We start from the raw sequence: 24,524 nt of genomic DNA on the forward strand, positions 1-24,524 counted from the left end.
TAACCAAGGATGACCTTACCTGGAGGGGTGCGTGAAACGGAACTGGGAGGCCCTGGTCCTCAAGGCCATGGGAGGCCGGGACTTTCGGTTGACCGTGCTGGGCACCGAGTCGATCGATGGTCACTACCAGCGGCTCCTGCTCGACGGCGGCGGCCTGCTGGAGGCGTGCGGGGTGCACCCCACGATGTGGATCCGGCTGTGGTTCGACAACGACGGCCGAGCACACCAGCGGGCGTACACGCTGGTCGACCCCGACCCGGCCACCGGCCGATTCACCCTCGAATTCGCCATCCACGACGGCTGCGCGGCCCGCTGGGCCACCACGGCCCAGATCGGCGACACCATCAGCGCGACAGTGCAGGGCAGCGCGTTCGAACTGCCCGACCCGGCACCCGAGCACCTCTACCTCGTCGGCGACGCGGCGTCCCTACCCGCGGTGAACAGCCTGCTCGACGCCAGCGCCGACATCCCGGCGACGGTCTGGCTGGAGTACGCCCACGACGGCGAGAAGGCGCTCGTGCCGCGCGCCCGAGCGCACCACGACGTCACCTGGGTGCCGCGGCGCGACGGGGGTCAACATCTCGTCGACACGGTCTGCGCGGCCCTGCCGACCGGCGGCGCGGGGCACTACTGGGTGGCCTGCGAGGCGGCCACGACCCGTGGCATCACCCGACACATCCGGCGGACGTTGGGTGTCGACAAGGACCGGGTCACCTCCCTCGGCTACTGGAAAGCCGCATGAAGGGCCGGCTCGGCACGCTGACCGCGCTGTACGTCACCCAGTACCTCGGGGTCGGCTTCATCACCGTCGGGCTGACCGCCATCCTGCGCGACGGCGGCACCTCGCTGGACACCCTGGCCCTGTTGCAGATCGTCGGCCTGATCTGGCCCATCAAGTTCCTCTGGGCACCCGTCCTGGACCGGTACGGTTCGCGCCACCGCGGTCACTACCGGTCCTGGCTGCTCGTGCTCCAGAGCGCCCTGGTGCTCGCGCTGTTGGCGCTGTTGCCGTTCACCGACCCGGCCGACGCGCTCGGCCCGATCGTCGCGATCTGCGCCGCGTACGTCTTCTTCTCCGCCACGCAGGACATCGCCGTGGACGCCGTCGCGGTCCGGATGCTCGCCGAGTCGAGCCGGGGGACCGGTAACGGGATCCAGGTCGCCGCGAGCTACCTCGGCAACCTGCTCGGCGGTGGAGCGTGCGTCCTGGTCTACGACCGGTTCGGCTGGGTTCCGGCGATCGGCCTGCTGGCCGCGATGACCGCTGTCGGCCTGCTGGTGGTGTGGCGGTTCCGGGAGCCTCCCCGTACCGATCGGGTCGCCGGGATCGGCCCCGCCTACCGGGCGCTGCTGTCGGTGTTCGGCCAGCCGGGCTGCCGGTGGTGGACGTTCGGTGTGGTGCCACTGGTCTACGTCGGCGCGGGCATGGCGTACGCCCTGGTGACGCCCGCCCTGGTCGACGCCGGTTGGTCGTTGGGCCGGATCGGCGTCGTCACCGGGGTGGTGACCAGCGCCCCGGCCATCGTGGCCGGGCTGGTCGCCGGGCTGGGCATCGGGCGGTTCGGCCGCAGCGGCGTCCTCGTGGTCGGCGGTGCGGCCCTCACGGTGTCGACCCTGCTCCTGCTGCCACTGATGAACGGTCGCGCGCCGTTGGGCGCGACGGTCGCCGCGCTCTGCTGCTTCATGGTGGCCTACACGATCGCCAACGTGGTGCTCTACACGGTCAACATGGACTACTCGCGCCCCGACACCGGCGGCACCGACTTCACTGTCCTGTCGTCGTTCGGCCTGGTCTGCTCGTTCGTGGCCGCGTCCATCGGTCTCGCGGCCGCCGACCGGGTCGGCTACCCGGCGGTCGCGGTCGCCGCCATCGTGCTGGTGGCCGCCGGTGTCGCCCTCGGTCTCGCACACCAGCGGCGGTTCCCCCGCGGCTCCGGTCCCGTCGCCGACCCGGCAGCGCAACCGACCGGGGACGGTGTGAAGGCTGCGGCGTGACAACGGTTGATGGCCGGCGGAGGCGTCGTTGCGGCTGTACCTGACCGCGCTCAACCCCACCGACTCCGTTGTGGACGGGTTCCTCCCCGCCGCTGCGGCGCTCGGGCTTCCGGTCACCGTGCTGACCGACCGGCCGGCGGAGTGGCCGGCGGACGTTCCGGTGGCGCTCTGCGCGGTCCGTGACGCGGCCGCGGTGGTCGCGGCGACGGCACCGAGCCCACCGGTGGCGCTACTGTCCAATAGCGACCACCTCCAGGAGGTCACCGCGATCGCCGCCCGCCAGCTGGGCCTGCCCGGCAAGAACCCCGACGCCGCCCGCCTGTGCAAGGACAAGGCCGCGGCCCGCCGGGCGATCGCGGCTGCGGGGCTCGACCTGGTACGCACCGTCACCATCGACCCCGGTGCCGTACCACAGGTTCCGGCCGGGATGTTCCCGGCCGTGGTCAAGCCCCGGGCGGGGGTGGCCAGCGAGGACGTGTACCTGGTGGTCGACCAGCCCGAGCTGACCGCCCGGGTCACCGAGATCCGTGGCCGTCGCCCCGAGGTGGCCCTGGTGGTCGAGGAGTACCTCGCCGGCGAGCTGCGGACCTTCGAGACCCTCGGTGACGGCGCCGCGCTGGCGTCGCTCGGCGGTTGGTGTACCGGCCTCGGGCCGCCACCGACCTTCACCGAGGAGAGCCTCGCCTGGTCGCCCCCGGCGGAGCGGGAGAGCACCCGGTTGCGGGCGCGCCTCGACGCGCTCGGGGTCGGCTTCGGCGCCTGCCACACCGAGTACGTCATCTCCGACGGCCGGGTCCGGCTGATCGAGGTGAACTACCGGCTCATCGGCGACCGGATGGACCTGATCCTCGCCGAACTGCTCGACGTGCCGTTGTTCGAGCACGTCATCCGCCTGCACCTCGGCGAGCCGTTGACCGCTCTCGACCTGCCCGCCACCGTCGACAGGTACGCCCAGGTCGAGTATGTGTGCGCGGATCGACCCGGACGCCTCGTCACCGCACCGGGCCGGGTGGAGGCCGTGCACGGCGACGTCCGGTTGGCCTGCTATCCGCTGCGCGAGGTGGGCCGCGTCGCCGACCGCACCGGAACGAACCGTGACTACCTCGCCGTGCTGCACGCCGTCGGCCCCGACGAGGGCAGCGTCCGGCAGTCGCTGGCCGCCTTCCGCAGCGATCTCCAGTGGACCATCGTCGGTGACTGACGACTGTGAGCGGGAGCTCTTCGCCCGGGTGCTCGACGCACTGCTGCGCGAGGATCACCTCGGTCTGCTCAGCACCGGCCGAGCGGACGGGCCCGACTGGTGGCAGGTGCCGCATCCCGCCGGTGTGCTGCGCGTCCCGGTGCGGGGGGACGGGTTCCAGCAGGCCCTGCGCAGTGCCGCACCGATCGTGCTGCTGCTCGACGGTGACGGCGACATCCAGCGCATGGACACGCTGGAAGGGCTGTTGACGCTGCTCGCCCCGCGCGGCAGCCCCGAGGCCGAGGCCGGCTGGCGGGACTTCGGCGTCGAGTGCCGCGCCGACCTGCGGGCCCGGCGGCTCGCCGCCCGCAACCGGCAACGGGTGCTCGCCGCGGTGGCCGCCGAACGTTCGAGCACCCCGACGGGCCTGCCGGCGGCGCTCCTGGACGACGTGCTCGCCGCCCACCACGGCCACCCGGTCTACCCCACCGACCGGTGCCGGCACGGTCTCGGTGACGACGAACTGCTCCGGTACGCCCCGGAACACGCCCCGCGTCTCACGCTGCGGTGGCATGCCGTCCCCGCCGAGGACGTCCGGCTCACCGGCGAGCTCCCGCCCTGGTGGCCGAGCCCGCAGCGACCGGACCAGGTCTTGATGCCGGTGCATCCGATCACCGCGACACGGGACGCGCTACCGGTGACGGACCTGCCGGCGATCACCGCACGGCCCACCCTCTCCATGCGGACGGTAGCGCTCGACCACGACCCGTACCTGCATCTCAAACTGCCGTTACCAACCGCGAGCCTCGGCGCCCGCAACCGGCGCACGCTGCGCCCCGGCTCACTCGCTGACGGCGCGGCCGTCGCAGTGCTGCTCGACCGGATCGCCAACGCCGAACCCACCTTCGCCGGGCGGATCCGGCACGCCGACGAGGGCACCTGGGCACACGTCGACGGGGACGAGCGGCGCAGCTTCCTCCTGCGCCGATTCCCCCGCGATCTGGCCGGCGTGCACGTGGTGCCGGTCGCGGCCCTCGCCGCAGCCGACCCGGCCGCCGGAACGGTCCTCGAACGCATCAGCCCCGAGCGACCGGTGACGCTGCTCGAGTCCTACCTGGACCTGCTGCTCGACTGGCACGTCCACCTCTGGCTGCGGCACGGGATCGCCCTGGAAGCGCATCCGCAGAACATCCACCTGCTGGTGCATCCCGACGGCACTGTCGGTCTGCTCTACAAGGACAACGACGGGGCCCGACTCGACGCGCGACACGGCGGCCCGGGCGGGCTCGTCCTCGACGACGACCGGATGTGGGCGCGCGACCCGCAGGAACTGGCCGACGTGTTCATCACCATCACCCTGCACCTGGCCGCCGCCGCGCCCCTGGTCGCGCTGGCCGCTCGGGGGCTGCCCGTGCCGTCACCCGCCGACGCGCTGGCACCCCGGCTCGCCGCCGCCCGCGACCGTTGGGGAGACGGACCCACCGCGCGAACATTCACCGAGCGGGTCCTGCGGGCCGCCCACCTGCCCATCAAGGCGATGCTCACCGCCGGCACCCTGCTGCCCAAACAGCGGTTGGGCTGTGCCGACATCAACAAGTACTACCTTCGTACCGGCCCGAACTACCTCCGGGAGACACGATGAGCGCCCAGTTGCGCTCCCGGCCGGGCACCGACACCGGTCGGCTCGCCGACCTGGCCGCCGCGCACGCCGTCTTCGGCTGCCTGGTCCGCGAGCTGGCCCTGCCGGACGCCACCCCGAAGGTGGTCGACGATGCCGCCCACCTGCTGCTGCCCAACCTCGACGTCACGGTGCGCTGCGAGGTCGCGCGGAACTCACCGCTCGGGGCGCACCGCTACGTCGGCCCGGTGCAGCGGACGACCGACAGCGGCCGGTGGGCGGACCTCGACGCCGACGGGTTGGCCCGCCTGGTCGCGGCCGAACTCACCAGCCGTACCGGCCTGGTCAACGACGAGTTCGTCGAGCAGGTCCAGGCCAGCCGGGACACCGTGGCCCGACTGCTGGCCGACCGACCGGCCGAGAACCCGAAGCCCACCGGCGAGCCCGCCATCGACGCGTACGTCGACTCCGAACAGTCACTGGTCTTCGGCCACCCGTACCACCCCACCCCGAAATGGCGCAGCGGTGACCCGGACCGTTGGCGGGCGTACGCGCCGGAGCTGCGCACGTCGTTCCGGCTGCACTGGCTCGCCGTACCGGACGATCTGGTCGTCGGCGCCGGGCCGTTCGACTCTCTCGTGGCCGCCCTCGAACCGCCGCGCCCCCCGGCCGGGCACCGCGTCCTACCGGTGCATCCCTGGCAGCTTTCCCTGCTCCCGCCGACGCACGCGCGCCTGCGCGACCTGGGCGAGGCCGGCGTGCCGGTGCGGCCGACGGCGAGCGTCCGCACCCTCTACGCCCCGGCGGCCGACCTGTTCGTCAAGACCAGTCTGCACGTACGGATCACCAACTGCCTGCGCAAGAACGCCCGTTACGAACTCACCGGGGCGGTGGCGCTGACCGACCTGCTGGCCCGGGTACCGATGCCGGACGGCGTCCGACTGCTCACCGAACCCGCCTACCGCACCGTGGACGTTCCCGGCCCGGACGAGGCGTACGGGACGATCCTGCGCACCGGCCTGCGCCCGCACCTGCGTCCCGGGGACACCCCGGTGCTGGCGGCGGCGCTGGCCGCCACGCCGCTGGTGACACCGGACCCGGTGGCCTGGTGGCGCGCGTACGTCGGGTTGCTGGTGCCGGCGGTGCTGCGGTGCTGGCTCCGCCACGGGGTCGTGCACGAGGCACACCTGCAGAACGTGGTCGTCGTGCTCGACCGCGACCGCCGCCCGGTACGCATGCTGCTGCGCGACCTGGAAGGGGTGAAACTCGACGCCGACCGGCTGGTCGGCTGGCCCGACAGCGTCCCCCCGCAGGTCCGCTACCGGTCCGGGGACGCCTGTCGGCGGATCGTCTACTGCCTCTTCGTGAACCACCTCGGTGGCATCTGCGGGGCACTGGCCGACGCGCGACCCGGAATCGAACGGCGACTGTGGCAGGAGCTACGGACCGTCCTCGACGCGGTGGCGACCGATCTCGACGATCCACCCGAGCTGCGCGCGCTGCTGGCCGGGGAACCGCTGCCGGCCAAGGCGAACCTGCTGGTCCGGTGGCGGCGCGACGCGGACCGGGCGGCGCCCTTCGTGTCGGTGCCCAACCCGATGGGCGGTCCCCGATGACGCGACCCGTCTACGTCCACGACCTCGACGCGCTGGCCACCGAGGTCCGCGCCATCCGGGCGGCGCTGCCCCGGCAGGTGGAGTTCCTCTACGCGGTCAAGGCCAACCCGGATCCCGGTGTGCTGCGGACCCTCGCCCCGGTCGTCGACGGGTTCGAGGCCGCGAGCCGTGGCGAGCTGCGGAGGCTGGCCGAGCTGCTGCCGGGCCGGGCTCCCGCCGCGTACGCCGGGCCGGGCAAGACCGACGCGGACCTCGCCGCCGCTCTCGCCGCCGATGTGCACCGCATCCACGTCGAGTCACCCGCCGAGCTTCGGCGGCTCGGCGCGCTGGCCACCGCCTCGGGTCGGTCGGCCCAGGTGTTGCTGCGCGTGAACCTGCCGGTCGACGCGCCCGGCGCGAGCCTGGTCATGGGCGGTGGGCCGAGCCCGTTCGGTATGGACCCGGCCGAGGCTGTCGAGTGTGCCCGCCGCCCGCCCGCCGGCATCGACGTACGCGGAATCCACGCTCATCTGGCCAGCGGGCTGGACGCCTCCCTCGCCGGCACGGTCGCGGCCGCTGTCGTCCGGTGGGCCGTCACCGAGGTCGGTGCCGACGAGGTCGACGTCGGCGGAGGCATGGCCGTCGACTACACCGACCCGGCGGCCCGATTCGACTGGGTGGCCTACGGTCGGGCACTGGCGGACGTCCTCGACACGTATCCGGGAGTGCGGCTGCGCATCGAGCCAGGCCGGTCGGTCACCGCCTACTGCGGGGCGTACCTCACCGAGGTCGTCGACGTGAAGCGCTCCTACGGCGAGTGGTTCGTGGTGGTGGCCGGTGGGACCCACCACCTGCGCACGCCGGCGGCGAAGGGGCACGCGCAGCCATTCAGCGTGCACCGGCGGTACGACCTGGACGGCCCGCGTACCGACGGCGGGCCGGTCACCGTCGTCGGGCAGCTCTGCACCCCGAAGGACGTGCTGTCCTTCTCGGCCACCGCCGGGACGATCGGCGTGGGTGACGTGTTGGCCTTCGGCATGGCCGGGGCGTACGCCTGGAACATCAGTCACCGCGACTTCCTGCTGCACGAGCCTCCGCTGTTCCGGACCGGTGACCCGCAGGAGGTGGCCGCCGAGTGGGCGGCCCGACCGCCCGGAACGTGACGTCCGGCGACCTGACCAGCTCGGCGTGTTATCGATAACATGCTATCTTTCACCCGGGAGTGAAGGGCACGCTCCCGGTCACCGCAGCTAGTCGGCGAAGACGTGCCGCCGCACGCCCTGTCCCGCCGACTCCCAGGCCGTGACCCGTCCGGGCACCCGAGTCGATGCCAGCCGATCGCAGTCCGTCGCTGGCCGACGCAGCCCTACGGCAAGGAGCCCAGGCAATGCTGAAACGTAGGTATCTCCTCCCATCCATCACGGCCGCGGCACTTCTCCTCGCGGCCACCGCAGGCGGCGCACTGAGCGGCGGTTTCGGTGCGACAGCGGTCGCCGCCACCAACGGCACTCTCGCGGCGACCGCCGGTTGCGGCAAAGCCCCCACGCTCACCAGTGGAACGCGCACGATCCAGAGCAGCGGGCAGAGTCGTACCTACAACCTGCGGATCCCGGACGGGTACGACCGGAACCGCCCCTACCGACTGATCTTCGGCTTCCACTGGTTGAACGGCTCGGCGAACAACGTCACCTCGGCTGGCTACTACGGGCTGCAACCGCTGTCGAACAACAGCGCGATCTTCGTCGCGCCGCAGGGCCTCAACGCCGGCTGGGCCAACACCAACGGCCGGGACCTGACTCTCTTCGACGACATCTCCCGGCAGGTCGAGAACGACCTCTGCGTCGACACGACCCAGCGTTTCGCGCTGGGCTGGAGCTACGGCGGGGCCATGAGCTACGCGGTGGCCTGCGCCCGACCCACCGTCATCCGCGCGGTCACCGTCATATCCGGCGCCAACCTCAGCGGCTGCAACGGCGGGACACAGCCCGTCGCCTACTTCGGCATCCACGGCACCTTCGACAGCGTGCTGAACATCTCCCAGGGTCGGCAACTGCGCGACACGTTCGTGCGGAACAACGGCTGCACCGCGCAGAGCCCTCGCGAGCCGAGCCGGGGCAGCCTCACCCACATCACCACCGCCTACTCCGGCTGCCGAGCCGGATACCCGGTGCAGTGGGCCGCGTTCGACGGCGACCACACGCCGAGCCCGGTCGACGGCTCCGGTAGCCCCAACGACTCCCGCACGTGGACCTCGGGGGAGATCTGGAGGTTCTTCAGCCAGTTCGAGTCGACCACCCCGCCGACGACTCCGCCTCCGACGACTCCGCCGCCGACGAGCCCGCCGCCCACCACCCCGCCGCCGACGACCCCGCCGCCCACCGGTGAACCGGGCACCTGCACCGCCACCTACCGGGCGGTCAACAGTTGGCCCGGCGGCTTCCAGGGCGAGGTGACCGTGGCCAACAACACGGCCACGACGATCAACGGCTGGACCGTGGGCCTGACCCTGGCCGGCGGCCAGGCCATCAGCAGCCTCTGGAGCGGGGTCAACTCCGGCACCACCGGGAACGTCACAGTGCGCAACGCCGCCTACAACGGCACGCTGGGCTCGAACGCCTCGACCACGTTCGGATTCACCGCCACCGGCGACGGCTCCACCCCACCCGGCAACGTCACCTGCACCAGCCCCTGACCGACGGCACGAAGGAGGGCCCGGAGCTGGCTTGCTCCGGGCCCCACAGGTGTGGGAACGGCGCGGGTACGCGAGCCGCGCCCCGCAACGCGGCTGATGTCGCATCGACGAGTCTGCACACCTTGGCAGGGGAGCGCGCCTCCGCTACCGTCCATGGGAACGCTCCCACAAACTTAGATACATCAATGTGATCAGGAGGAAACACGTCGTGGCTATCCTCTCCCCGCTCCGCAGCAGATCGGCGGCCATCAGTGTGGCGGCCATCGCGGGCACCGCCGCTGCAGCCGTCTGCTTCGCCGTCGGCGGCGCGTCCGCCGGCACGGTGTCCGGATCGCTCTACCGCGACCCGAGTTCGGCAGTCGTCCGCTGGGTCGCCGCCAACCCCGGCGACTCGCGTGTCGGCGTCATCCGCGACAAGATCGCGAGTCAGCCGCAGGCCCGTTGGTTCGCCAACTTCAACCCGTCCACCGTGCAGGCGGAGGTCTCCGAGCACATCGGCGCCGCCAACGCAGCACAGCAGATCCCGGTGCTCGCGGTCTACGAGATCACCAACCGGGACTGCGGCGGAGCCAGCGCGGGTGGGGCGCCGGATCTCAACCAGTACCAGACGTGGGTGTCCAACTTCGCCAGAGGACTGGGCAACCAGACCGTCCTGATCATCCTGGAGACCGACTCGCTCGCTCTGCTGACCTGCCTGAGCAGCAGTGAAATCAACGCGCGCAACCAGGCGATCTCGACGGCCACCCGGACCATCAAGTCGGCCAACCCCAACGCCAAGGTGTACCTCGACGCCGGCCACTCGACCTGGAACAGCGCGGGTGAGACGGCCAACCGGCTCCGGGCGGCCGGGGTGCAGTACGCCGACGGCTTCTTCAGCAACGTGTCGAACTACAACTCCACCTCCAGTGAGGCGAACTTCGGCCGGGCGGTCATCTCCTCCCTCAACGGCATGGGCGTCTCGGGTAAGCGTCAGGTCATCGACACCAGCCGCAACGGAGGTGCCAGCGGGGACTGGTGCGGCGACGACAACACCGACCGGCGCATCGGGCAGTACCCGACGACGAACACCGGCGACGCCAACATCGACGCGTACCTCTGGGTGAAGCCGCCGGGGGAGGCGGACGGTTGCCGCTACACGGCCGGTTCGTTCCAGCCTGACCTGGCCTTCAGCCTGGCCAACGGCGCACCCAACCCGCCGACGACCACGCCACCTACCACCACGCCGCCGACGACCACGCCGCCGACGACCACGCCGCCGACCACGAACCCGCCGACCACTCCCCCCAACAGCACGCCGCCGGCCGGCGGCGGCTGCTACGCGGACGTGGCGATCAACCAGTGGGCCGGCGGGTTCACCGCGAGCGTGACGGTCACCGCCGGCATGTCGGACATCAACGGATGGACGGTGACCATCGTGCTGCCGAGCGGTGCCGCGGTCACCGGCACCTGGAACGCCCAGGCCAGCGGCACCAGCGGAACCGTCCAGTTCCGCAACGTGAGCTACAACGGGCGCGTCCCCGGCCGGCAGTCGACCAACTTCGGCTTCCAGGGCACCGGCACCGGTCCGGGCACGACGGCCACCTGCGTGACCGCCTGATCCACCCGATGCCGCGGCCCGGCGCGGAGGAACACCCTCCGCGCCGGGCCCGTCGCCGTCCGGCGGTACGAGGCGGCCCGACGCTCGTTGGTCGCCGGCCGCCAGCACCCGGGCCGGGCACCGCCGGCACGGCGTGTCGGCCATCGCCCGGCTGGAACTGGCCCGGACGCTTCGGGAACTGGACGCGTCGCCATCGCTCCGGACGGCACGGCCTACGTGACCTTCGCGTCTCTCGACAGGTCGCCGCACGTCCGACGGCTCGCCTCACGGCCGGATAGGCGTGCTCGGGCGTCGACGACCGAGGTGGAAGGCCGCGCCCGCGACCAGCGCGGCCACGACGATCAGTGCGGCGAAGACCGGGTGCATGTCCTTGGACAGGCTCGGGGCGCGTTCGGGCCCGATGGCCCAGAGGATCAGTGGTGTGGCGTAGGCGGCGGCGAGAGCGACCGTCCAGCGGCGTATTCCGCGGAGATGGGCGTGCCGCAGGCTGACGATCAGCGCAAGGGTGACCGGGACGATTGCCAGCATGGCGAACTGGCCGATGACCAGGACCGGGACCGCCCAGATCGAGATGATGGCGGTCCGGTCCGCACGCCGGGCGCTGCCTTCCTGACTGTGGGGAAGTGAGGTGGAGGGCATGGTCGTCCCCGTCATCGGGCCGGGTTGGTGGTCGCGGGACGCCACGCCAGCCAGCCGCGACACAGCACGTAGGCCGCCGCGACGACGGCAACGAGCCCGAAGTCGATGATGGCCGACAGGCGTGCCTCAGGGACGTCTCCGATCAGCGCGCCGAACACGACGAGAGCGGCTTTGCCGACGAGCACGACCTCCCAGACACCGGCCGTTTGGCGCGGCCTGACCGCGAGCAGGGCAAAGAGCGCGGCGAAGATGCCGAAGCTGGACACTCGCCAGCCTTCGATGAACAGACGGTCGTCGCTGGCGTTGATGGTGAGCAGCACGCCGTTGACGAACGCGACGCCGGTGGCGAGGGAGGCGAGGGCCGCCAGCCCACGGCCGGCGAGGTCTGCGCGGTGGGTGGGGGTGGCGATGTCGATTCGGGTAGCAGTCGCGGCGGTCATGAGGGAGTCTCCTTCTCTGGAAACGAATGTAAACTTACAACCGTTAACTTACATGGTCGCCTAACACCTGTAAAGTCAACGTGTGACCACACCGCGAACACGGGCCCGCAACAAGCGCGGCGAAGGTGCTCAGTTGCGTGACGAGATCGTCGACGCCGCGATGAAGCTGCTGGAGGACGGCACACCGCAGAACCTGACCCTGCGGGCGGTCGCCCGGCAGGCCGGCATCTCCGCACCGTCGATCTATCCGCACTTCCCGGACCTGGACTCGATTCTGCTCGCGGTCGCGCAACGCGCGTTCGGCATCCTGGAGCAGGAACTGGGCGTACCGGATGACGCGGATCCGGTCGACCGCCTGCGCGCGATCTGCGCGGTCTACCTGACCTTCGCCGAACACCGGCCCCACCAGTACCGGGTGATGTTCGGTGCCGTTTGGGATGCCGGGCAGGCCCTTGAGCGGGCCCCGGCCATGGCGGACGAGCTCGCCGTTCTCGGCATGGGAGCCTTCGAGATCTTCCGGCGTACGCTCGCCGACTGCGTTGCGGCGGGACGGTCGGCCAGCGCGGACCCCTTCGGCGACGCGACGGCCCTCTGGGTCGGGTTGCACGGGTTCGCCCAGCTCCAGGTGGCGGCGCCATTGTTCCCGTGGCCACCGGAGCTGCGCGACTCCGTCATCGACCGGCTGGCGCTGCTGCGCTGACGGCGAGGCCGGCCGGACCCCCTCGCCAGACTGTGGTGTCCGAGTTCATCGACCCGAACACCTTCCGCTGAATCAGCCGATGCCGTCGACCGCGGCCCTGAGTGCATTGATCGACGGATCCCAACTGAAGTTCAGGACGGGGATGCCGGAAGCGGCAGCGTTGCTGTCGCTACCAAGGACCACCGCCCGGGGCTTACCGGTGCCCTGGGGCACCACCAGGTACCAGTTTCCCTTCACGTTCGCGATGAACACTTCGTCTACCTCCTGGTCGGGCGGGTTCGGAGTGGTGACGTCTCCGACGTAGGTCTCGAAATCGACAGTCGCGCGGAAATTCGTCGGACTGCCGGTGTTCAACCACAGACTCGTGTGCACATGCGGTCCGACACCCGAGTCACTGCCGTTCGCCGAAGCGCCGGAGTACGCGATCGTCTGGCCTCGCGACACGCGTCGACCCGTGGAGACGGCGATCGACGACAGGTGCAGGTGCCGGGTGTAGTTGCCGTCGTCGTGGGCCATCCCCACGACCCGCCCGGTCGCGGTGGAGGTGTCGGTCTTCACGTAACGGATCGTGCCGTTCGCCGCGGCCACGACGGGAGTGCCGATGCCGACCGCGTAGTCGGTACCCGGCTCACCCGAGGGCGGCGTCCGGTTCCGGTGATCCTGCCAAGAGCTGGAGATCCGGACATCTCCGCACGGCCGCTGATAGCTGCCAGCGGCCTGGGCTGAGCCGGGCAGCAGACCAAAGGCGGCCGACACCCCGGACGCCGCCAACGCGGCGCCGGTGAGGAACCCCCGCCTCGAGAGCCCTCGCAGGTAGGCGATGCCACCGAGATCCTCGGGCCCCAGATCGCCGTAGCTGGCGTTCCGGGAAAGGTCGGGGGGCGGCTCCTCGTTGAGGATCATCGATGAAATTTAGGGCCATCGTCCGTTGCGGGGCAAGCCCGGAGTTGGTGTTTCGGATCTGAGGGCTTCAGATGCGGTCCGTCCCGGTGGGCCTCCTCGCGCGGTGGGCCGGCGTGCTCAGCCGCCCGTCGAAGGAGCGGTGACCGGCGCTCATCCTGGTCCTGCCACTACCAGGAAAACCAGGACCCGGACCCCGCCCGCTGGTTGAGTGACAGTGGTTGCCGTAAGCGTGATCGGAAGAGGGGACAGAGATGACTGAGCGAATCACCACCCCGTTCGGTTTCACCTCGACCGCCGACGAGGTCATCGCCGGGGTCGATCTCACCGGTAGGCGGGCTGTCATCACCGGAGGGGCTGCCGGGATCGGCGTGGAGACCGCCCGCTCGCTGGCCGCCGCCGGTGCCGAGGTGGTGCTCGGGGTCCGCCGGGTGGCCGCCGGTGAGCAGGCCGCCGCCGACATCGCCGCCGCTATCGGCGCGGACCGGGTCACCGTCCGTGAGCTGGACCTGGCCAACCAGGAATCGGTACGCCGATTCGTCGCCGACTGGGACCAGCCGTTACACATCCTGGTCAACAACGCCGGGATCATGGCGCTGCCGGAGTTGGAGCGCACCGCCGAGGGCTGGGAGATGCAGTTCGCCACCAACTTCATGGGGCACTTCGCGTTGACCGTCGGCCTGCACGACGCGCTCGCCGCCGCCGGAGGGGCGCGGGTCGTGTCGGTCAGTTCCAGTGGCAACCTGTTCTCCCCGGTGATCTTCGACGATCTGCACTTCGCGTTCCGTCCGTACGACCCGTTGCTGGCGTACGGGCAGTCCAAGAGCGCCGAGGCGTTGCTCGCCGTCGAGGCGACCCGCCGCTGGTCCGGCGAGGGCATCTACGCCAACGCGTTGAACCCCGGAGCCATCGCCACCGGCCTGCAGAAGCACACCGGAGGGCTGCGTACCCCGAAGGAACGGCAGAAGACCCCGCAGCAGGGTGCCGCGACCTCGGTGTTGCTCGCCGCGTCCCCGCTGCTCGACGGCATCGGCGGTCGCTACTTCGAGGACTGCGCCGAGGCGCCGGTGGTGACCGAACGGCCGGCCGACTACAGCGGTGTGGCCGCGTACGCGGTCGACCCGGGCAACGCCGAGCGGCTCTGGAACGTGGCGTCGGACCTGATGACGGCCGGCGCGACGACGTCGGGTGGGGCCCGATGAACGCCGCTGGTCTCATCGGCCTCGGCGATCAGGGCGCGCCGATGGCGCGGGCGGTCGGCGGCGGGTACGACCTGCACGTCTGGGCCCGCCGACCGGAATCGCTGCGGACACTCGACACAACCGGGTTCACCGTCGCGGACAGTGTCGCGGCGCTCGCCGGTGCGGTGGACGTCCTGCTGCTGTGCCTGCGTGACGACGACGACATCCTCGATCTGCTGGAGTTTCTCCGCTCCTGACACGTGGCCGGACCGTCGCACGTCAGGATGCGTACCGGGGATCAGGCGCGTCGGCCCCACAACGGCAGCAGCGGCGGCAGGTCCCCCAGTATGGCCGTCGAGCGGCGGTCGGGGCACGCCTCGGGGGGCTCACCAGGCATGGAGCGGCCGTACTGGTCGGGCAGATTTCCCCAGCCGCCGACGGGGCGCGGAGCGCGCGGCGGCGCGGGACAGGTGTCGGCGGCACGGCTGACCGTACACAGATGCGTCCAGTCCTCACCGAGGTCGAACACGTAGGCGAACGACATCCCGGGGCGCAGCATCTCCAGCCGGCAGGACCGGCCGTCACGGGTGCCCGGAAAGGCGGGACCCGCCCGCCAGGCCGACAAGCTCACCTGCACCCCGCCGGGCAGGACGAACATCCGCAGGTGACCCAGGTCCCAGCGGCCGAAGGCGACATCGACCGCCTCGGCGAACTCCGCGAACGTGTGCGCCGCACTGGCCGCGAAAACCCGACCGGGCCGCGGCCACCAGTCCCGGCCGCGCCCCGTCACCAACTCCACCGCAATCGACAACGCCTCCGCCGAAGCCTCCCCGGCGCGCGCGGCTGGCACGACGTCAGCGCCCATCCGGCCCACCGAACACCGCCGCCACCAGCGCGACGCCGGTCACCACCACCGCACCGGCAGCCACCTCGACACCCAACGGCGTCGGCCCACCATCGGCAACACGCCCAGGACCCCGATCGACACTCACCGCATGCCTCCACCAGCCCGGGCCCGCGCATCGGACCCGCCGTGACATCCATGTCAGCCCCGCCGGCCAGCCACCGTCGACGACTTTCACGCGACCGCTACGACCATCGCGCGAATTTTCACGGCAATCCGACGGCCCCCGTGCCGACGAACGGCAAACGCCATCAGGAGGCGGCCAACCACAGACCCCACACCGCGCAGTGAGACGGGCGGCCGGCGAAACCCTCCATATCGGGAAACGACGCTCTCCGCGAACAGCCTCGGCGGACGAGTGCCTCGGCCCCGGATCGCCGACGTATCAGGGCCGGCGTACGGCCCGGACCACGTCCAGTGGCCCGACCTCGCCGGTCAGGCCGGCGTCGGTGAGCTCAGCGAGCAGAACGCGGGCCGACGTGACGTACCAGCGGTATGCGGCATGGTCCTCGCGTACCGGGGTGCCGTCGGCGTCGCGGACCCGGTAGCGCATCCGCCAGGTCACCGTGTCCGGGCCGGACGGTTCGGCGGACCCGCCGCCCTCGTACGTGTGGCGGCCGACCCGCACCGTGCTGAAGGTGGAGTAAGGAATCGGCACGGGTTCTGTCGGTGGTTGCAGGTTGATCACCAGCGGTGCGCCGGGTGCGAGGCGCTCGGCCACCCGGCGCAGGAACGTGCGCCGTCCGTCGGGATCGAGGTGGCCGATCATGTTCATCGCCAGGACGGCACCGAGGCGGGCCGGTAGGTCGACGCCGAGGGCGTCGGCCGCGACGACCGTGACCCGCTGGCGCAGGTCGGGCCGGGCGGCCATCCGGGACAACAGCACCGCCCGCAGCACCGGCGACGGTTCCACCGCGACCACGTCGGCGCCGGGGACGGCCGCGGTGAGCACCTCGGTGCCGAGGCCGCTTCCCGCCCCAACGTCGAGCAGGGCCGCGTCACCGACCGCGCCGCGCAGCGCCTCGGTCACCGGCGTGCGCAGGGCCTGCCAGGCCGGCTCGCTGAGCAGATGCAGGTACTCACCGGAGATCGCGTACTCGTCGCTCACCCCGCCACCATAGTGGAAATGATTTCCGTTAGCACCTCCTGTGGGGTGGGCCGCACCGCAGGGGCGCGCCCCACGGGTGGACCGCTCGTCCCGGAAGGAGCCTCAGTGCTCGTCGTAGTGGCCGGCGTGTGCCGCGTGTCGGTGGCCGTGGTGGATGTAGTCGAGGTGGTCGCCGTGCAGCACCGGCGAGTGACCGCAGCCGTCGCCGTGGACGTGGTCGTGCTCCTCGGCGGCTACGTGCTCGCCGGAGGCGCACTCGTCGTAGTGGTCGTCGTGTGCCTGGTGCACGTGCCCGTCGTGCAGGTAGTCGGTGTGCCCGTCGTGCGCGACGGCAACGTGCCCGCATCCGTCGCCGTGGCGGTGTTCGTGCTGCCCGGTGGGGCGGTGGCCGTCGGTGCTGCACTCGTCGTAGTGCCCGTCGTGGGCGTGGTGCAGGTGCCCGTCGTGCAGGAAGTCGACGTGTCCGAGGTGCTCCACGCTGGGGTGCCCGCACTCCGGTCCGTGGGTGTGGCGGTGCTCGTCGGTGTGGGTCGGGTGCATGGTGCCGGTGCTCATCTGGTCCTCCTGAGATCGCTTCGTCTCCAAAATACATGCAATAGTGCGCACCTTTTTACTGATTGCGAATACCGGGAGGTCGACGTGCGGGTGGGCGACGCCCAGCAGCCAGGCTTCCCGGCCGGCAGCTTCGACGCGGTCCTGACCGGGCTGGTCGTCCTCCTGCTGCCGACCCCGGGCAGGCCCTTCAAGCGCACGCGCGGCTGCTCCACCCGGCAGACCGAGCAAACACCACCACCATCAGGTCTGCGGCGAGTGCGGGCGCACGGTGGAGGTGGCCGGGCCCGCCGTGGAGCGGTGGGCCGAACAGGTGGCCGCCCAGCGCGGCTTCACCGAGGTGGGGCACACCCTGGAAATCTTCGGCGTCTGCGCGGAGTGCGCCCGCTGACCTCCGCCGGGAGGGACAGTGATCTGCCCTGCCTCGACCCGCTCCGCGACGCCGTCCTCACGTGCCGGCGCAGGTCGCGCAGACGCCCAGGAGGTCGAGCCGGTCAGGATGCGGGGTGAAGCCGGTGTGCTGGTGCAGTTCGCCGAGCCAGTTCGTCACGATCTCGGGTGGGCACTCGGTCACCGTCTCGCAGCGGGTGCAGATGAGGTGCTGGTGCGGTGCGGTGCCGCAGTGACGGTAGGCGCGCTGGCCGTCGAGGTCGAAGGTGTGCAGGAGGCCGGCGTCGGCGAGGCTGTGCAGCGCCCGGTAGACGGTGGTCAGGCCGATGTGCCGCACGGTGCTGACGAGCTCGGCGTGTACCTCTTGAGCGGTGAGCGGGCGGGATCTTCCGACCAGCAGCGCCAGGACGGCGCGGCGCTGCGCGGTGGGTGTCAGACCGGCGACCCGCAGTTGCGCCTCCGGAACGAGAGGGGCGGCCATCTCAGGGGTGTACGCCGAGGTGCACGCTGCGAGCGGAGAGCCGGAACAGGTCGCCGCGATGACCGAGCCACTCCTTGCCAGCCGGGTCGAGGAGGTGGTCCCAGGCGTCGAGGTCGGCGGCGCTGAGCAGACCGGTGGGCCGCAGCCGGCTGACCCGTCCGGCGAGGGCTTCCACGACGGCCCACCGGATGGTGTCGGGCAGCGGCGCCGGCTGCTCGTCCAGTGCGGTGCGGGTGGTGACCGGTGACAATCCGGCGTGTCGTAGTGCTTCCGTCCACCCGTACGGCATCCGCCGGCTGTCGGGCAGCTCCGCCCGCATCCGGGCGAACCAGCGGTCCTGGGCGGCGTGCAGCCGGACCTCCAGACCGGGTTCGCCGAGGCCGACGTCCCAGGGCAGGTGGCGATCCGGCAGACCACCCTCGGCGAGAGCCAGCCGTCCGCCGGGGGCGAGCAGACCGGCGAGGGCGGTGACCGCCGCCTGCTGGTCCCCGGCATGGTGTACCGAGGCCGATGCCCAGACCAGGTCCGCCGGAGCGTCGAGCGCCTCCCGCAGAGCGGCCGTCTCGGCGGGGATGTCGACGCGCAGTGGCTCGATGCGTACCCGGCGGTCCGACCATTCAGCGCTGATGTGGTCGCGGGCGGCGTCCAGGACGGTCTGGTGCGCGTCCACCGCGACGACCCGGCCGCAGGTCATCATCCGGGCGATGGCCAGGGACATCCCGGCGGCGCCGCAGCCCACGTCGACCGCGAGCCGATCGCCGGGGGCGACCAGCTCGCGGGCGATCATCAGGTACCAGTTGCGGTCGCGCCGGGCCGCGTCGACCAGCTGTGGCGCCAGCTCGGTCCAGTCGACCGGCGCGTCGGTGCTCACTTGTTCTGGGGGCCGCGGCGGGCGTATTTCTGGCGGAATTTCTCGACCCGGCCGGCGGTGTCGAGCAGGCGTTGCTTGCCGGTCCAGAAGGGGTGGCTGGCGGACGAGATCTGCACGTCGATGACGGGGTAGGTGTTGCCGTCGGTCCACTCGATGGACTGGTCGCTGGTGGCGGTGGAGCGGGTGAGGAAGGCGAAGTCAGCGCCCTTGTCGCGGTAGACGACGGGTCGGTAGTCGGGGTGGATTCCGGGCTTCATGCGGGTCGTACTCCTTCGGTGTCGGTGTCGGTGTCGGTCAGTTCTTCGGCGCCGAGGGGGAAGCAGCCGGCGAACGGGTCGGGATAGGTGCGCCAGGTGTCTTCGCCGTCGGCGAGTTCGGCGTCGGTGAGCAGGCAGCGGGCGAGGGTGTGGTGTAGCTCGACGGGGTCGGTGTCGAGGCCGATGAAGACCAGGTGCTGGTGGCGGTCGCCGTAGTAGGGGTCCCAGTCCATGGCGGCGGCGAGGCGGCGTTGGTCTTCGACGTGGTCCCAGCGGTCCTCGGGCAGGCTGACCAGCCAGTGTCCGAGGGAGCCCATGGCCAGGCCGCCGCCGGCGAACTCCCAGGCCACCACGGTGTCGGGTTGGCTGGCCAGCCAGAAGTGGCCCCGGGAGCGGATCATCTCGGCGTTGACGTCTTCCAGGGCGTCGTGCAGGCGTTGCGGGTGGAACGGGCGGCGGGCGCGGAAGACGGCGGAGACCACGCCGCAGTCGGATTCCGGCTCGTGGGTGCCGAGTGTGTAGCCCTGCAGGCCGCGGGCGAGCACCCCGGGGGTCTCTGGTCGGTGCCGGTGGGTGTGGCGCAGCTGGCGGGTCAGCGTGTCGGCGTCGACGAGGTCACCGTCGACGCGGAGGTGGGCCGCCCACGGTGCCATGCGCTGCAGCAGGACCGCCATCCGGCTGGTGTCGAACTCGCCTTCCCGGGACTGGCCCCAGAGCAGCAGGGTGTCGGCGTACTCGATCTGCCGGACGACGACGTCGGCGAGCGCCCGGTGGTCGTCGTCGGCGGCCTGGATGCCGAGGGCGGTGAGGTCGTCGGTGCTGGCCAGGCCGTCGAGGAGGTGTTCGGCGTCGAGGACGGTGACGTAGGAGTCGATGCGGATGAGGTCGGTGATCGGTGCGCCGTCGACGAGGCAGTGGGCGCAGGCGGCGGCGACCGCCTCGGGCTCGACCACTTCGGGCAGCATCAGCACCAGGTCCTGACCGGGGTGGCTGCGGGTGAACCGGACGAGGGTGGGCAGCACGTCCTCGCGCAGGGTGCAGGAGACGCAGCCGTGCCGAAGCTCGACCTGCTCGTCCTCGACGATGCCGCCGCCGGACCGGACCACCCGACGGACCAGACCCTGCCGGATCCCGGTGAGGTCGTGCCGCACCAGCAGCAGCGACTCGTCGGCGGCGAGTAACGCCCGGGCGACGGCGAAGGTCGCCGCTGGCCAGAACCCGGACAGCACCGTCAGCGATGGGCGGGTATCGGCGTCGGCTGTCACGGTATGGGTCGGGGCCTGTGGTGACGACGACATCAGATTCCTCTCGACTTACTTGAAAACGATTGTCATTCTAAGCACATGCGAGCCGTCGAGGCGAACAGGGATGTGTCGGTGGGGGCGCCGCCGGCGCGCGAGGCCGGTGACGTCCTCACCGCCACGGTCCACCTCACGCTCGGCCCGGGCGGCTGTGAAGTGGACGTCGATCGACTAGCTGCTCTGCCGGCCTTTCTGGGCGGCGACGGCCGAACATCCACGCCAGGTCTTCACCCGACGGCAACTGCTGGATCGGGTCTGGGGCAGCCCTGCACGGGGCCGCGCGGCGTGGACGTCCACGGCCGGCGGCTGCGCGCCAAGATCGGCACGGACCTGCCGGTGGTGACGACGCTGTGCGGTGTTGGCTACCGCCCCGGCACCGACTGCGCCGTCGAGATCGTGGGCGACCCGGCGTGAGACTGACCGAACAGCTGATGTAACACTGAAAACCGTTTTCGTTACTGTTTGAGTCCCAGCGAGGAGAGAGCACTGTGTCCCGACGTTGTGACGTCACCGGCGCGAAGCCGAGCTTCGGCAACGCCGTGTCCCACTCCCACCGGCGCACCCGCCGCCGGTGGAACCCGAACCTGCAGAACCACCGCTACTGGCTGCCGTCGGAACGACGCTGGGTCAGCCTCACCCTGACCGCCAAGGCGCTGAAGACGGTGGACCGCAAGGGCATCGAGAAGGTTGTCGCCGAAATGCGTGCCAAGGGAGTGAAGCTCTGATGGCCAAGCAGACCGATGTGCGTCCGATCGTGCGGCTGCGCAGCACCGCCGGCACCGGCTACACGTACGTCACCCGCAAGAACCGCCGTAACGACCCGGACCGGCTGGTCCTGCGCAAGTACGACCCGGTCGTGCGCCGGCACGTCGAGTTCCGTGAGGCCCGCTGATGGCCAAGAAGAGCCTGGTCAACCGGCAGGCGCGCCGCGAGGAACTGGTAGCCCGGCACGCCGAGAGGCGCGCGGAGCTGAAGCGGCTGGTCGCGCACCCGGACACCGACCCGGAGGTACGCGCCGACGCGGTCCGTCGGCTCAGCCGGCTGCCGCGGGATTCCAGCCCGGCGCGGCTGCGCTCGCGCGACCAGATCGACGGCCGCCCACGCGGCGTGCTGACCCGCTTCGGGTTGTCCCGGGTGCGGTTCCGTGAGCTGGCGCTGCGTGGCGAGTTGCCCGGGGTGCGCAAGGCGTCCTGGTGATGTCACCACATGTACCACCGCGCGCAGCTAAGCGCGGTGCTGAAAGGGGAGGTATGAATGCGACTCTGAGGGCTCGCGGTTTCGCGGCCCTGGTTGCCGGGGCGGTGGTGGTCGCCGGCACGGTGCTGGCGCCGACCGCCGCGTCGGCGGCCGAGAAGGTGGTGTTGTCCAAGGGGCACACCGATGCGGTCGACGTGCACTACGAGGGCGGTGCGCTGTCGTTGAAGGTGCACGACGACACCGTCAGCCCTTCGGTGACGCGGGATCCGGCGGACGTGACGTTCCAGGTTCTCCCGGAGGCGGCCATGACCGTGCCGGACGACGCCCGGTTCGCGTTCCTCGGGCCGGCGGGAAGCCAGGTCTGGCTGCTTCCGATGACCCAGGACCCGGATCTGCTCTGGCCGGGCTGGAACACCACGACGCTCGACTCCGGCGTGTTCGAGGGCGACAAGGTGCGTCTGAGCCTGGTCGACGTGGAGGGCCCCGGCAACGTCACGCTGTTCACGCAGGACTCGTTCGGCGGTCCGATCATCAAGTTCCGCTCCGACGACGGCCTGCCGGACGCGATCGACGTGCCGGCGCACACCCACGCGCACTCGAACTGGGCGTTCAGCGCGCTGGGCAACTACACGCTGAAGTTCCAGGCCGACGCGACGTTGACCAACGGCACGACGGTCAGCACCGGGCCGGTCGACTACTCGTTCGTCGTCGGCGAGCTGTCCGGCGGCGGGCCGGAGGTCGGCCTGTCGGTCAGCGGGATGGCCGACGAGTACCAGCCCAACGACACGGTCACGCTCAACGCGGTGCAGACGCCGCAGACCGAGCTGGACCACTACCACTGGTTCAGCAAGTGCCCGGGCGCCGCGGACTGGAGCATCATCTCGGGCGAGGCGGGCGCGAGTTACTCGTTCACCGCGACCCGGGAGCTGAACGCCTGCGAGTACGTGGCCAAGCTCTACGACGACGACCACGAGGTCGTGGCGACCAGCGAGCCGGTGACCCTGTGGGTGGCGTTCCCGCCCGAGGATCCGGCCGCCTCGCAGACGATCACCGCGTCGATCGACGAGACGCAGGGCTCGCTGGTGATCAGCGTCAACCCGGACGACCGGGCCGTGGTGCTGCCGCCCGCGCAGCTCAACTCCGCCGGTGACCGGTGGGAGAGCAACGGTGAGCTGCGGCCGGTCACGGTGACCGACACCCGCGCCGGCCAGCCGGGGTGGAGTGCGTCCGGGCAGATCCCGGCGGACTTCGTCGGGCCGGACGGGGCGACGTTCAGCTCCGGCTACCTCGGCTGGACGCCGCAGGTCCTGACCCAGGCTGACGGGCAGGGCGTGGTCCCCGGGCCGGAGGTCGCACCGTACGTCGTCGGAGCCGGCGGCGGTCTCGGTAACAGCGCGGTGCTCGGCTCGGCGCCGGACGGCACCGGACGGGGTACCGCGCAGCTGGGCGCGGGCCTGCGGCTGAGCCTGCCCACCGAGACGGCGGCAGGGACCTACACCGCGACCCTGACCCTCACCGCCATCTGATCGCACCGAACCGTCCGGTGGCCGGGTGTTGAGCCTGGCCACCGGACGACCGCGCGGGGTGGGCGCGTCGTTGCCGCGACCCGCCCGCCCCGCACCTCCCCTCGTACCCAGGAACGGACCCGTCCCCGCAATGCGCCTGCTCGCCACCATCGCCGCCGGGATCGCCCTGCTCGGCGTGGTTCCTGTGCCACCTGCCCCCGCGCTGGCCGTACCCGCCCCCGCCAGCCCGCCTGCGACACAAGGGACGTCGCCGTCGCCGGCACCGTCGCCCGCAGCCGCGACCTGGGGCGTGGCTCCGTCGAGCGCGCGTGGGCCGAACGGCCGGCCGGCGTTCAGCTACAAACTCGACCCGGGCGCCACCCTGACCGACTACGTCGGCGTCACGAACCATTCCAACCGCCCGCTCACCCTGAACCTCTACGCCAGCGACGCGGTCACCACCACGCGGGGCGGGTTCGATCTGCTGGCCGCCGACCGGAAGCCCACCGACGTGGGCTCCTGGGTCCGCCTGCCGAGCCGCACCCTGACCATCCCGTCGACGTCCCGGCTGGACGTCCCGTTCACGCTCACCGTCCCGCGCAACGCCACGCCCGGAGATCACGCCGGAGGAATCGTCGCCTCACTGGCCGGCACCGCCGTCGACGCGCAGGGCAACCAGGTCGCCGTCGACCACCGGGTCGGCGCGCGTATCTACCTGCGGGTCACCGGTGAGCTGCAGCCGACGCTGACCGTCGAAGACCTGCGCGTGCGGCACACCGGCTCGGCCAACCCGCTGGCCGGGGGCACGGTCACCGCCACGTTCACGGTCCGCAACACCGGCAACGTACGGCTCAGCGGGCAGCCGGTGCTCGGTGTGGCCGGGCCGTTCGGCCTGGGCCGGCGGTCCGTCACCGGTGCGGACCTGCCGGAGATCCTGCCCGGCGGCGAGCTGACCACCACCGTACGCATGTCGGGTGTTCCGCCGCTGTTCCGGCTGACCGCGAACGCGGCCGTCACGCCGGCCGCCGTGGGGGACCAGGTCCTCGACCCGCCACCGCGGGCCGGCACGGCGCAGGCGGCCGTCTGGGCGGTGCCCTGGCCGCAGCTGGCCCTGCTGGCCCTACTCGTCCTCGTCGGCTGGGCGCTGATCGCGGCGCGACGCCGCCGGACGGCGCAGTTCGCGCGGGCGGTGGCCGCCGCCCGGGAGGAGGGCCGAGCGCAGGCCGGCCGGGCACCGGACAGCCGGGCACCGGACGGCCAGGACACCCCGGTAGCCGCCGGCCGGCAGACCCCGGCCGCCGCACCGGGCGGACCAGCACCCGACAACCACCCGATGCCACACGTCGACCGTCCCGGTCCGGGCCCCGACAACCGGCAATCCACCAGCGAAGACACGGGAAAGGACGAGAAGTGACTCGGCT

The 24,524-nt window shown here is 71.4% G+C and carries 27 protein-coding genes and 3 pseudogenes; 19 read left to right on the forward strand and 11 right to left on the reverse strand.

What is annotated here, in order from left to right; genetic code table 11:
- Positions 1-31 precede the first annotated feature (31 nt).
- From O7614_RS04435 to O7614_RS04470, 8 genes are all read left to right on the forward strand, one after another.
- Positions 32-742, forward strand: a complete 711-nt coding sequence (locus O7614_RS04435; protein WP_278137217.1) for a siderophore-interacting protein — start codon at positions 32-34, stop codon at positions 740-742.
- Positions 739-1,995, forward strand: coding sequence for an MFS transporter (locus O7614_RS04440; RefSeq protein ID WP_278137218.1), 1,257 nt, complete (start codon positions 739-741; stop codon positions 1,993-1,995). The genes O7614_RS04435 and O7614_RS04440 overlap by 4 nt, the downstream gene beginning before the upstream one ends.
- Positions 1,996-2,023: 28 nt before the next feature.
- Positions 2,024-3,196, forward strand: a complete 1,173-nt coding sequence (locus tag O7614_RS04445; RefSeq protein WP_278137219.1) for a siderophore biosynthesis protein — start codon at positions 2,024-2,026, stop codon at positions 3,194-3,196.
- On the forward strand, positions 3,189-4,817 hold the full coding sequence (locus O7614_RS04450; protein ID WP_278137220.1) for an IucA/IucC family siderophore biosynthesis protein: 1,629 nt from the start codon (positions 3,189-3,191) through the stop codon (positions 4,815-4,817). Before O7614_RS04445 ends, O7614_RS04450 begins: the two co-directional genes overlap by 8 nt.
- Entirely contained in the window at positions 4,814-6,409 is a 1,596-nt protein-coding gene (locus O7614_RS04455; protein ID WP_278137221.1) for an IucA/IucC family protein, read from the forward strand. The genes O7614_RS04450 and O7614_RS04455 overlap by 4 nt, the downstream gene beginning before the upstream one ends.
- Positions 6,406-7,551, forward strand: coding sequence for an alanine racemase (locus O7614_RS04460; RefSeq protein WP_278137222.1), 1,146 nt, complete (start codon positions 6,406-6,408; stop codon positions 7,549-7,551). Before O7614_RS04455 ends, O7614_RS04460 begins: the two co-directional genes overlap by 4 nt.
- A gap of 224 nt (positions 7,552-7,775) precedes the next feature.
- Positions 7,776-9,080, forward strand: coding sequence for a cellulose binding domain-containing protein (locus O7614_RS04465; RefSeq protein ID WP_278137223.1), 1,305 nt, complete (start codon positions 7,776-7,778; stop codon positions 9,078-9,080).
- A 208-nt stretch (positions 9,081-9,288) separates the two neighbouring features.
- Complete coding sequence (locus tag O7614_RS04470) at positions 9,289-10,677, forward strand: glycoside hydrolase family 6 protein (RefSeq protein WP_278137224.1); 1,389 nt, start codon at positions 9,289-9,291, stop codon at positions 10,675-10,677.
- A gap of 264 nt (positions 10,678-10,941) precedes the next feature.
- Here the strand turns inward: O7614_RS04470 and O7614_RS04475 are convergent, their stop codons facing one another.
- Complete coding sequence (locus tag O7614_RS04475; protein WP_278137225.1) at positions 10,942-11,316, reverse strand: hypothetical protein; 375 nt, start codon at positions 11,314-11,316, stop codon at positions 10,942-10,944.
- A gap of 11 nt (positions 11,317-11,327) precedes the next feature.
- Positions 11,328-11,756 (reverse strand): hypothetical protein, encoded by a 429-nt coding sequence (locus tag O7614_RS04480; protein ID WP_278137226.1) that lies wholly within the window; start codon positions 11,754-11,756, stop codon positions 11,328-11,330.
- A 133-nt stretch (positions 11,757-11,889) separates the two neighbouring features.
- Here O7614_RS04480 and O7614_RS04485 point away from each other — a divergent pair, with 133 nt between their 5' ends.
- Positions 11,890-12,456 (forward strand): TetR/AcrR family transcriptional regulator, encoded by a 567-nt coding sequence (locus O7614_RS04485; RefSeq protein ID WP_278137227.1) that lies wholly within the window; start codon positions 11,890-11,892, stop codon positions 12,454-12,456.
- 72 nt (positions 12,457-12,528) lie between these two features.
- On the opposite strand, the gene O7614_RS04490 is transcribed toward O7614_RS04485, so the two are convergent.
- On the reverse strand, positions 12,529-13,359 hold the full coding sequence (locus O7614_RS04490; RefSeq protein WP_278137228.1) for a peptidoglycan DD-metalloendopeptidase family protein: 831 nt from the start codon (positions 13,357-13,359) through the stop codon (positions 12,529-12,531).
- Positions 13,360-13,610: 251 nt separating this feature from the next.
- Between O7614_RS04490 and O7614_RS04495 the strand changes: the two genes are divergently transcribed.
- The gene (locus O7614_RS04495; protein ID WP_278137229.1) at positions 13,611-14,558 is read left to right on the forward strand and encodes an SDR family NAD(P)-dependent oxidoreductase; all 948 of its coding nucleotides are present in this window, start codon (positions 13,611-13,613) and stop codon (positions 14,556-14,558) included.
- A complete protein-coding gene (locus tag O7614_RS04500) occupies positions 14,555-14,794 on the forward strand; it encodes an NAD(P)-binding domain-containing protein (RefSeq protein WP_278137230.1) in 240 nt (79 codons plus the stop codon). The genes O7614_RS04495 and O7614_RS04500 overlap by 4 nt, the downstream gene beginning before the upstream one ends.
- 41 nt (positions 14,795-14,835) lie before the next feature.
- Here the strand turns inward: O7614_RS04500 and O7614_RS04505 are convergent, their stop codons facing one another.
- The 4 genes from O7614_RS04505 to O7614_RS04520 form a co-directional block, all read right to left on the reverse strand.
- Positions 14,836-15,402, reverse strand: a complete 567-nt coding sequence (locus O7614_RS04505; RefSeq protein ID WP_278137231.1) for a hypothetical protein — start codon at positions 15,400-15,402, stop codon at positions 14,836-14,838.
- The gene (locus O7614_RS04510) at positions 15,392-15,529 is read right to left on the reverse strand and encodes a hypothetical protein (RefSeq protein ID WP_278137232.1); all 138 of its coding nucleotides are present in this window, start codon (positions 15,527-15,529) and stop codon (positions 15,392-15,394) included. The genes O7614_RS04505 and O7614_RS04510 overlap by 11 nt, the downstream gene beginning before the upstream one ends.
- 297 nt (positions 15,530-15,826) lie before the next feature.
- Positions 15,827-16,549 (reverse strand): class I SAM-dependent methyltransferase, encoded by a 723-nt coding sequence (locus O7614_RS04515; protein WP_278137233.1) that lies wholly within the window; start codon positions 16,547-16,549, stop codon positions 15,827-15,829.
- Between the two features lie 102 nt (positions 16,550-16,651).
- Complete coding sequence (locus tag O7614_RS04520) at positions 16,652-17,104, reverse strand: hypothetical protein (RefSeq protein ID WP_278137234.1); 453 nt, start codon at positions 17,102-17,104, stop codon at positions 16,652-16,654.
- A 75-nt stretch (positions 17,105-17,179) separates the two neighbouring features.
- On the opposite strand from O7614_RS04520, the pseudogene O7614_RS04525 reads away from it, so the two are divergent.
- Positions 17,180-17,319: pseudogene (locus O7614_RS04525) on the forward strand (methyltransferase domain-containing protein); the annotation flags it as partial.
- Between the two features lie 8 nt (positions 17,320-17,327).
- Positions 17,328-17,492: pseudogene (locus O7614_RS04530) on the forward strand (transcriptional repressor); the annotation flags it as partial.
- A 57-nt stretch (positions 17,493-17,549) separates the two neighbouring features.
- Here the strand turns inward: O7614_RS04530 and O7614_RS04535 are convergent.
- The 4 genes from O7614_RS04535 to O7614_RS04550 are packed head-to-tail and all read right to left on the reverse strand — an operon-like array spanning position 17,550 to position 20,398.
- On the reverse strand, positions 17,550-17,972 hold the full coding sequence (locus O7614_RS04535) for a Fur family transcriptional regulator (protein ID WP_278137235.1): 423 nt from the start codon (positions 17,970-17,972) through the stop codon (positions 17,550-17,552).
- Position 17,973: 1 nt separating this feature from the next.
- A complete protein-coding gene (locus tag O7614_RS04540) occupies positions 17,974-18,843 on the reverse strand; it encodes a class I SAM-dependent methyltransferase (protein WP_278137236.1) in 870 nt (289 codons plus the stop codon).
- A complete protein-coding gene (locus tag O7614_RS04545; RefSeq protein WP_278137237.1) occupies positions 18,840-19,100 on the reverse strand; it encodes a type B 50S ribosomal protein L31 in 261 nt (86 codons plus the stop codon). The genes O7614_RS04540 and O7614_RS04545 overlap by 4 nt, the downstream gene beginning before the upstream one ends.
- A complete protein-coding gene (locus tag O7614_RS04550; protein WP_278137238.1) occupies positions 19,097-20,398 on the reverse strand; it encodes a GTP-binding protein in 1,302 nt (433 codons plus the stop codon). The genes O7614_RS04545 and O7614_RS04550 overlap by 4 nt, the downstream gene beginning before the upstream one ends.
- Before the next feature lie 214 nt (positions 20,399-20,612).
- On the opposite strand from O7614_RS04550, the pseudogene O7614_RS04555 reads away from it, so the two are divergent.
- From O7614_RS04555 to O7614_RS04580, 6 genes and pseudogenes are all read left to right on the forward strand, one after another.
- A pseudogene (locus O7614_RS04555) lies at positions 20,613-20,815 on the forward strand (winged helix-turn-helix domain-containing protein); the annotation flags it as partial.
- A 74-nt stretch (positions 20,816-20,889) separates the two neighbouring features.
- Positions 20,890-21,126 carry a 50S ribosomal protein L28 gene (rpmB, locus tag O7614_RS04560; protein ID WP_278137239.1) on the forward strand — a complete coding sequence of 79 codons (237 nt, stop codon included), beginning with the start codon at positions 20,890-20,892 and terminating at the stop codon, positions 21,124-21,126.
- Positions 21,126-21,293, forward strand: coding sequence for a 50S ribosomal protein L33 (rpmG, locus tag O7614_RS04565; protein ID WP_018783846.1), 168 nt, complete (start codon positions 21,126-21,128; stop codon positions 21,291-21,293). The genes rpmB and rpmG overlap by 1 nt, the downstream gene beginning before the upstream one ends.
- Positions 21,293-21,598 carry a 30S ribosomal protein S14 gene (rpsN, locus tag O7614_RS04570; protein ID WP_278137240.1) on the forward strand — a complete coding sequence of 102 codons (306 nt, stop codon included), beginning with the start codon at positions 21,293-21,295 and terminating at the stop codon, positions 21,596-21,598. The genes rpmG and rpsN overlap by 1 nt, the downstream gene beginning before the upstream one ends.
- Positions 21,599-21,651: 53 nt before the next feature.
- A complete protein-coding gene (locus O7614_RS04575; RefSeq protein WP_278137241.1) occupies positions 21,652-23,124 on the forward strand; it encodes a choice-of-anchor M domain-containing protein in 1,473 nt (490 codons plus the stop codon).
- Positions 23,125-23,254: 130 nt separating this feature from the next.
- Positions 23,255-24,517: a DUF916 domain-containing protein gene (locus O7614_RS04580; protein ID WP_278137242.1), complete on the forward strand. Its 1,263-nt coding sequence runs from the start codon at positions 23,255-23,257 to the stop codon at positions 24,515-24,517.
- Positions 24,518-24,524: the final 7 nt, after the last annotated feature.

The organism is Micromonospora sp. WMMD961 (assembly GCF_029626145.1).
Classification (GTDB): domain Bacteria; phylum Actinomycetota; class Actinomycetes; order Mycobacteriales; family Micromonosporaceae; genus Micromonospora.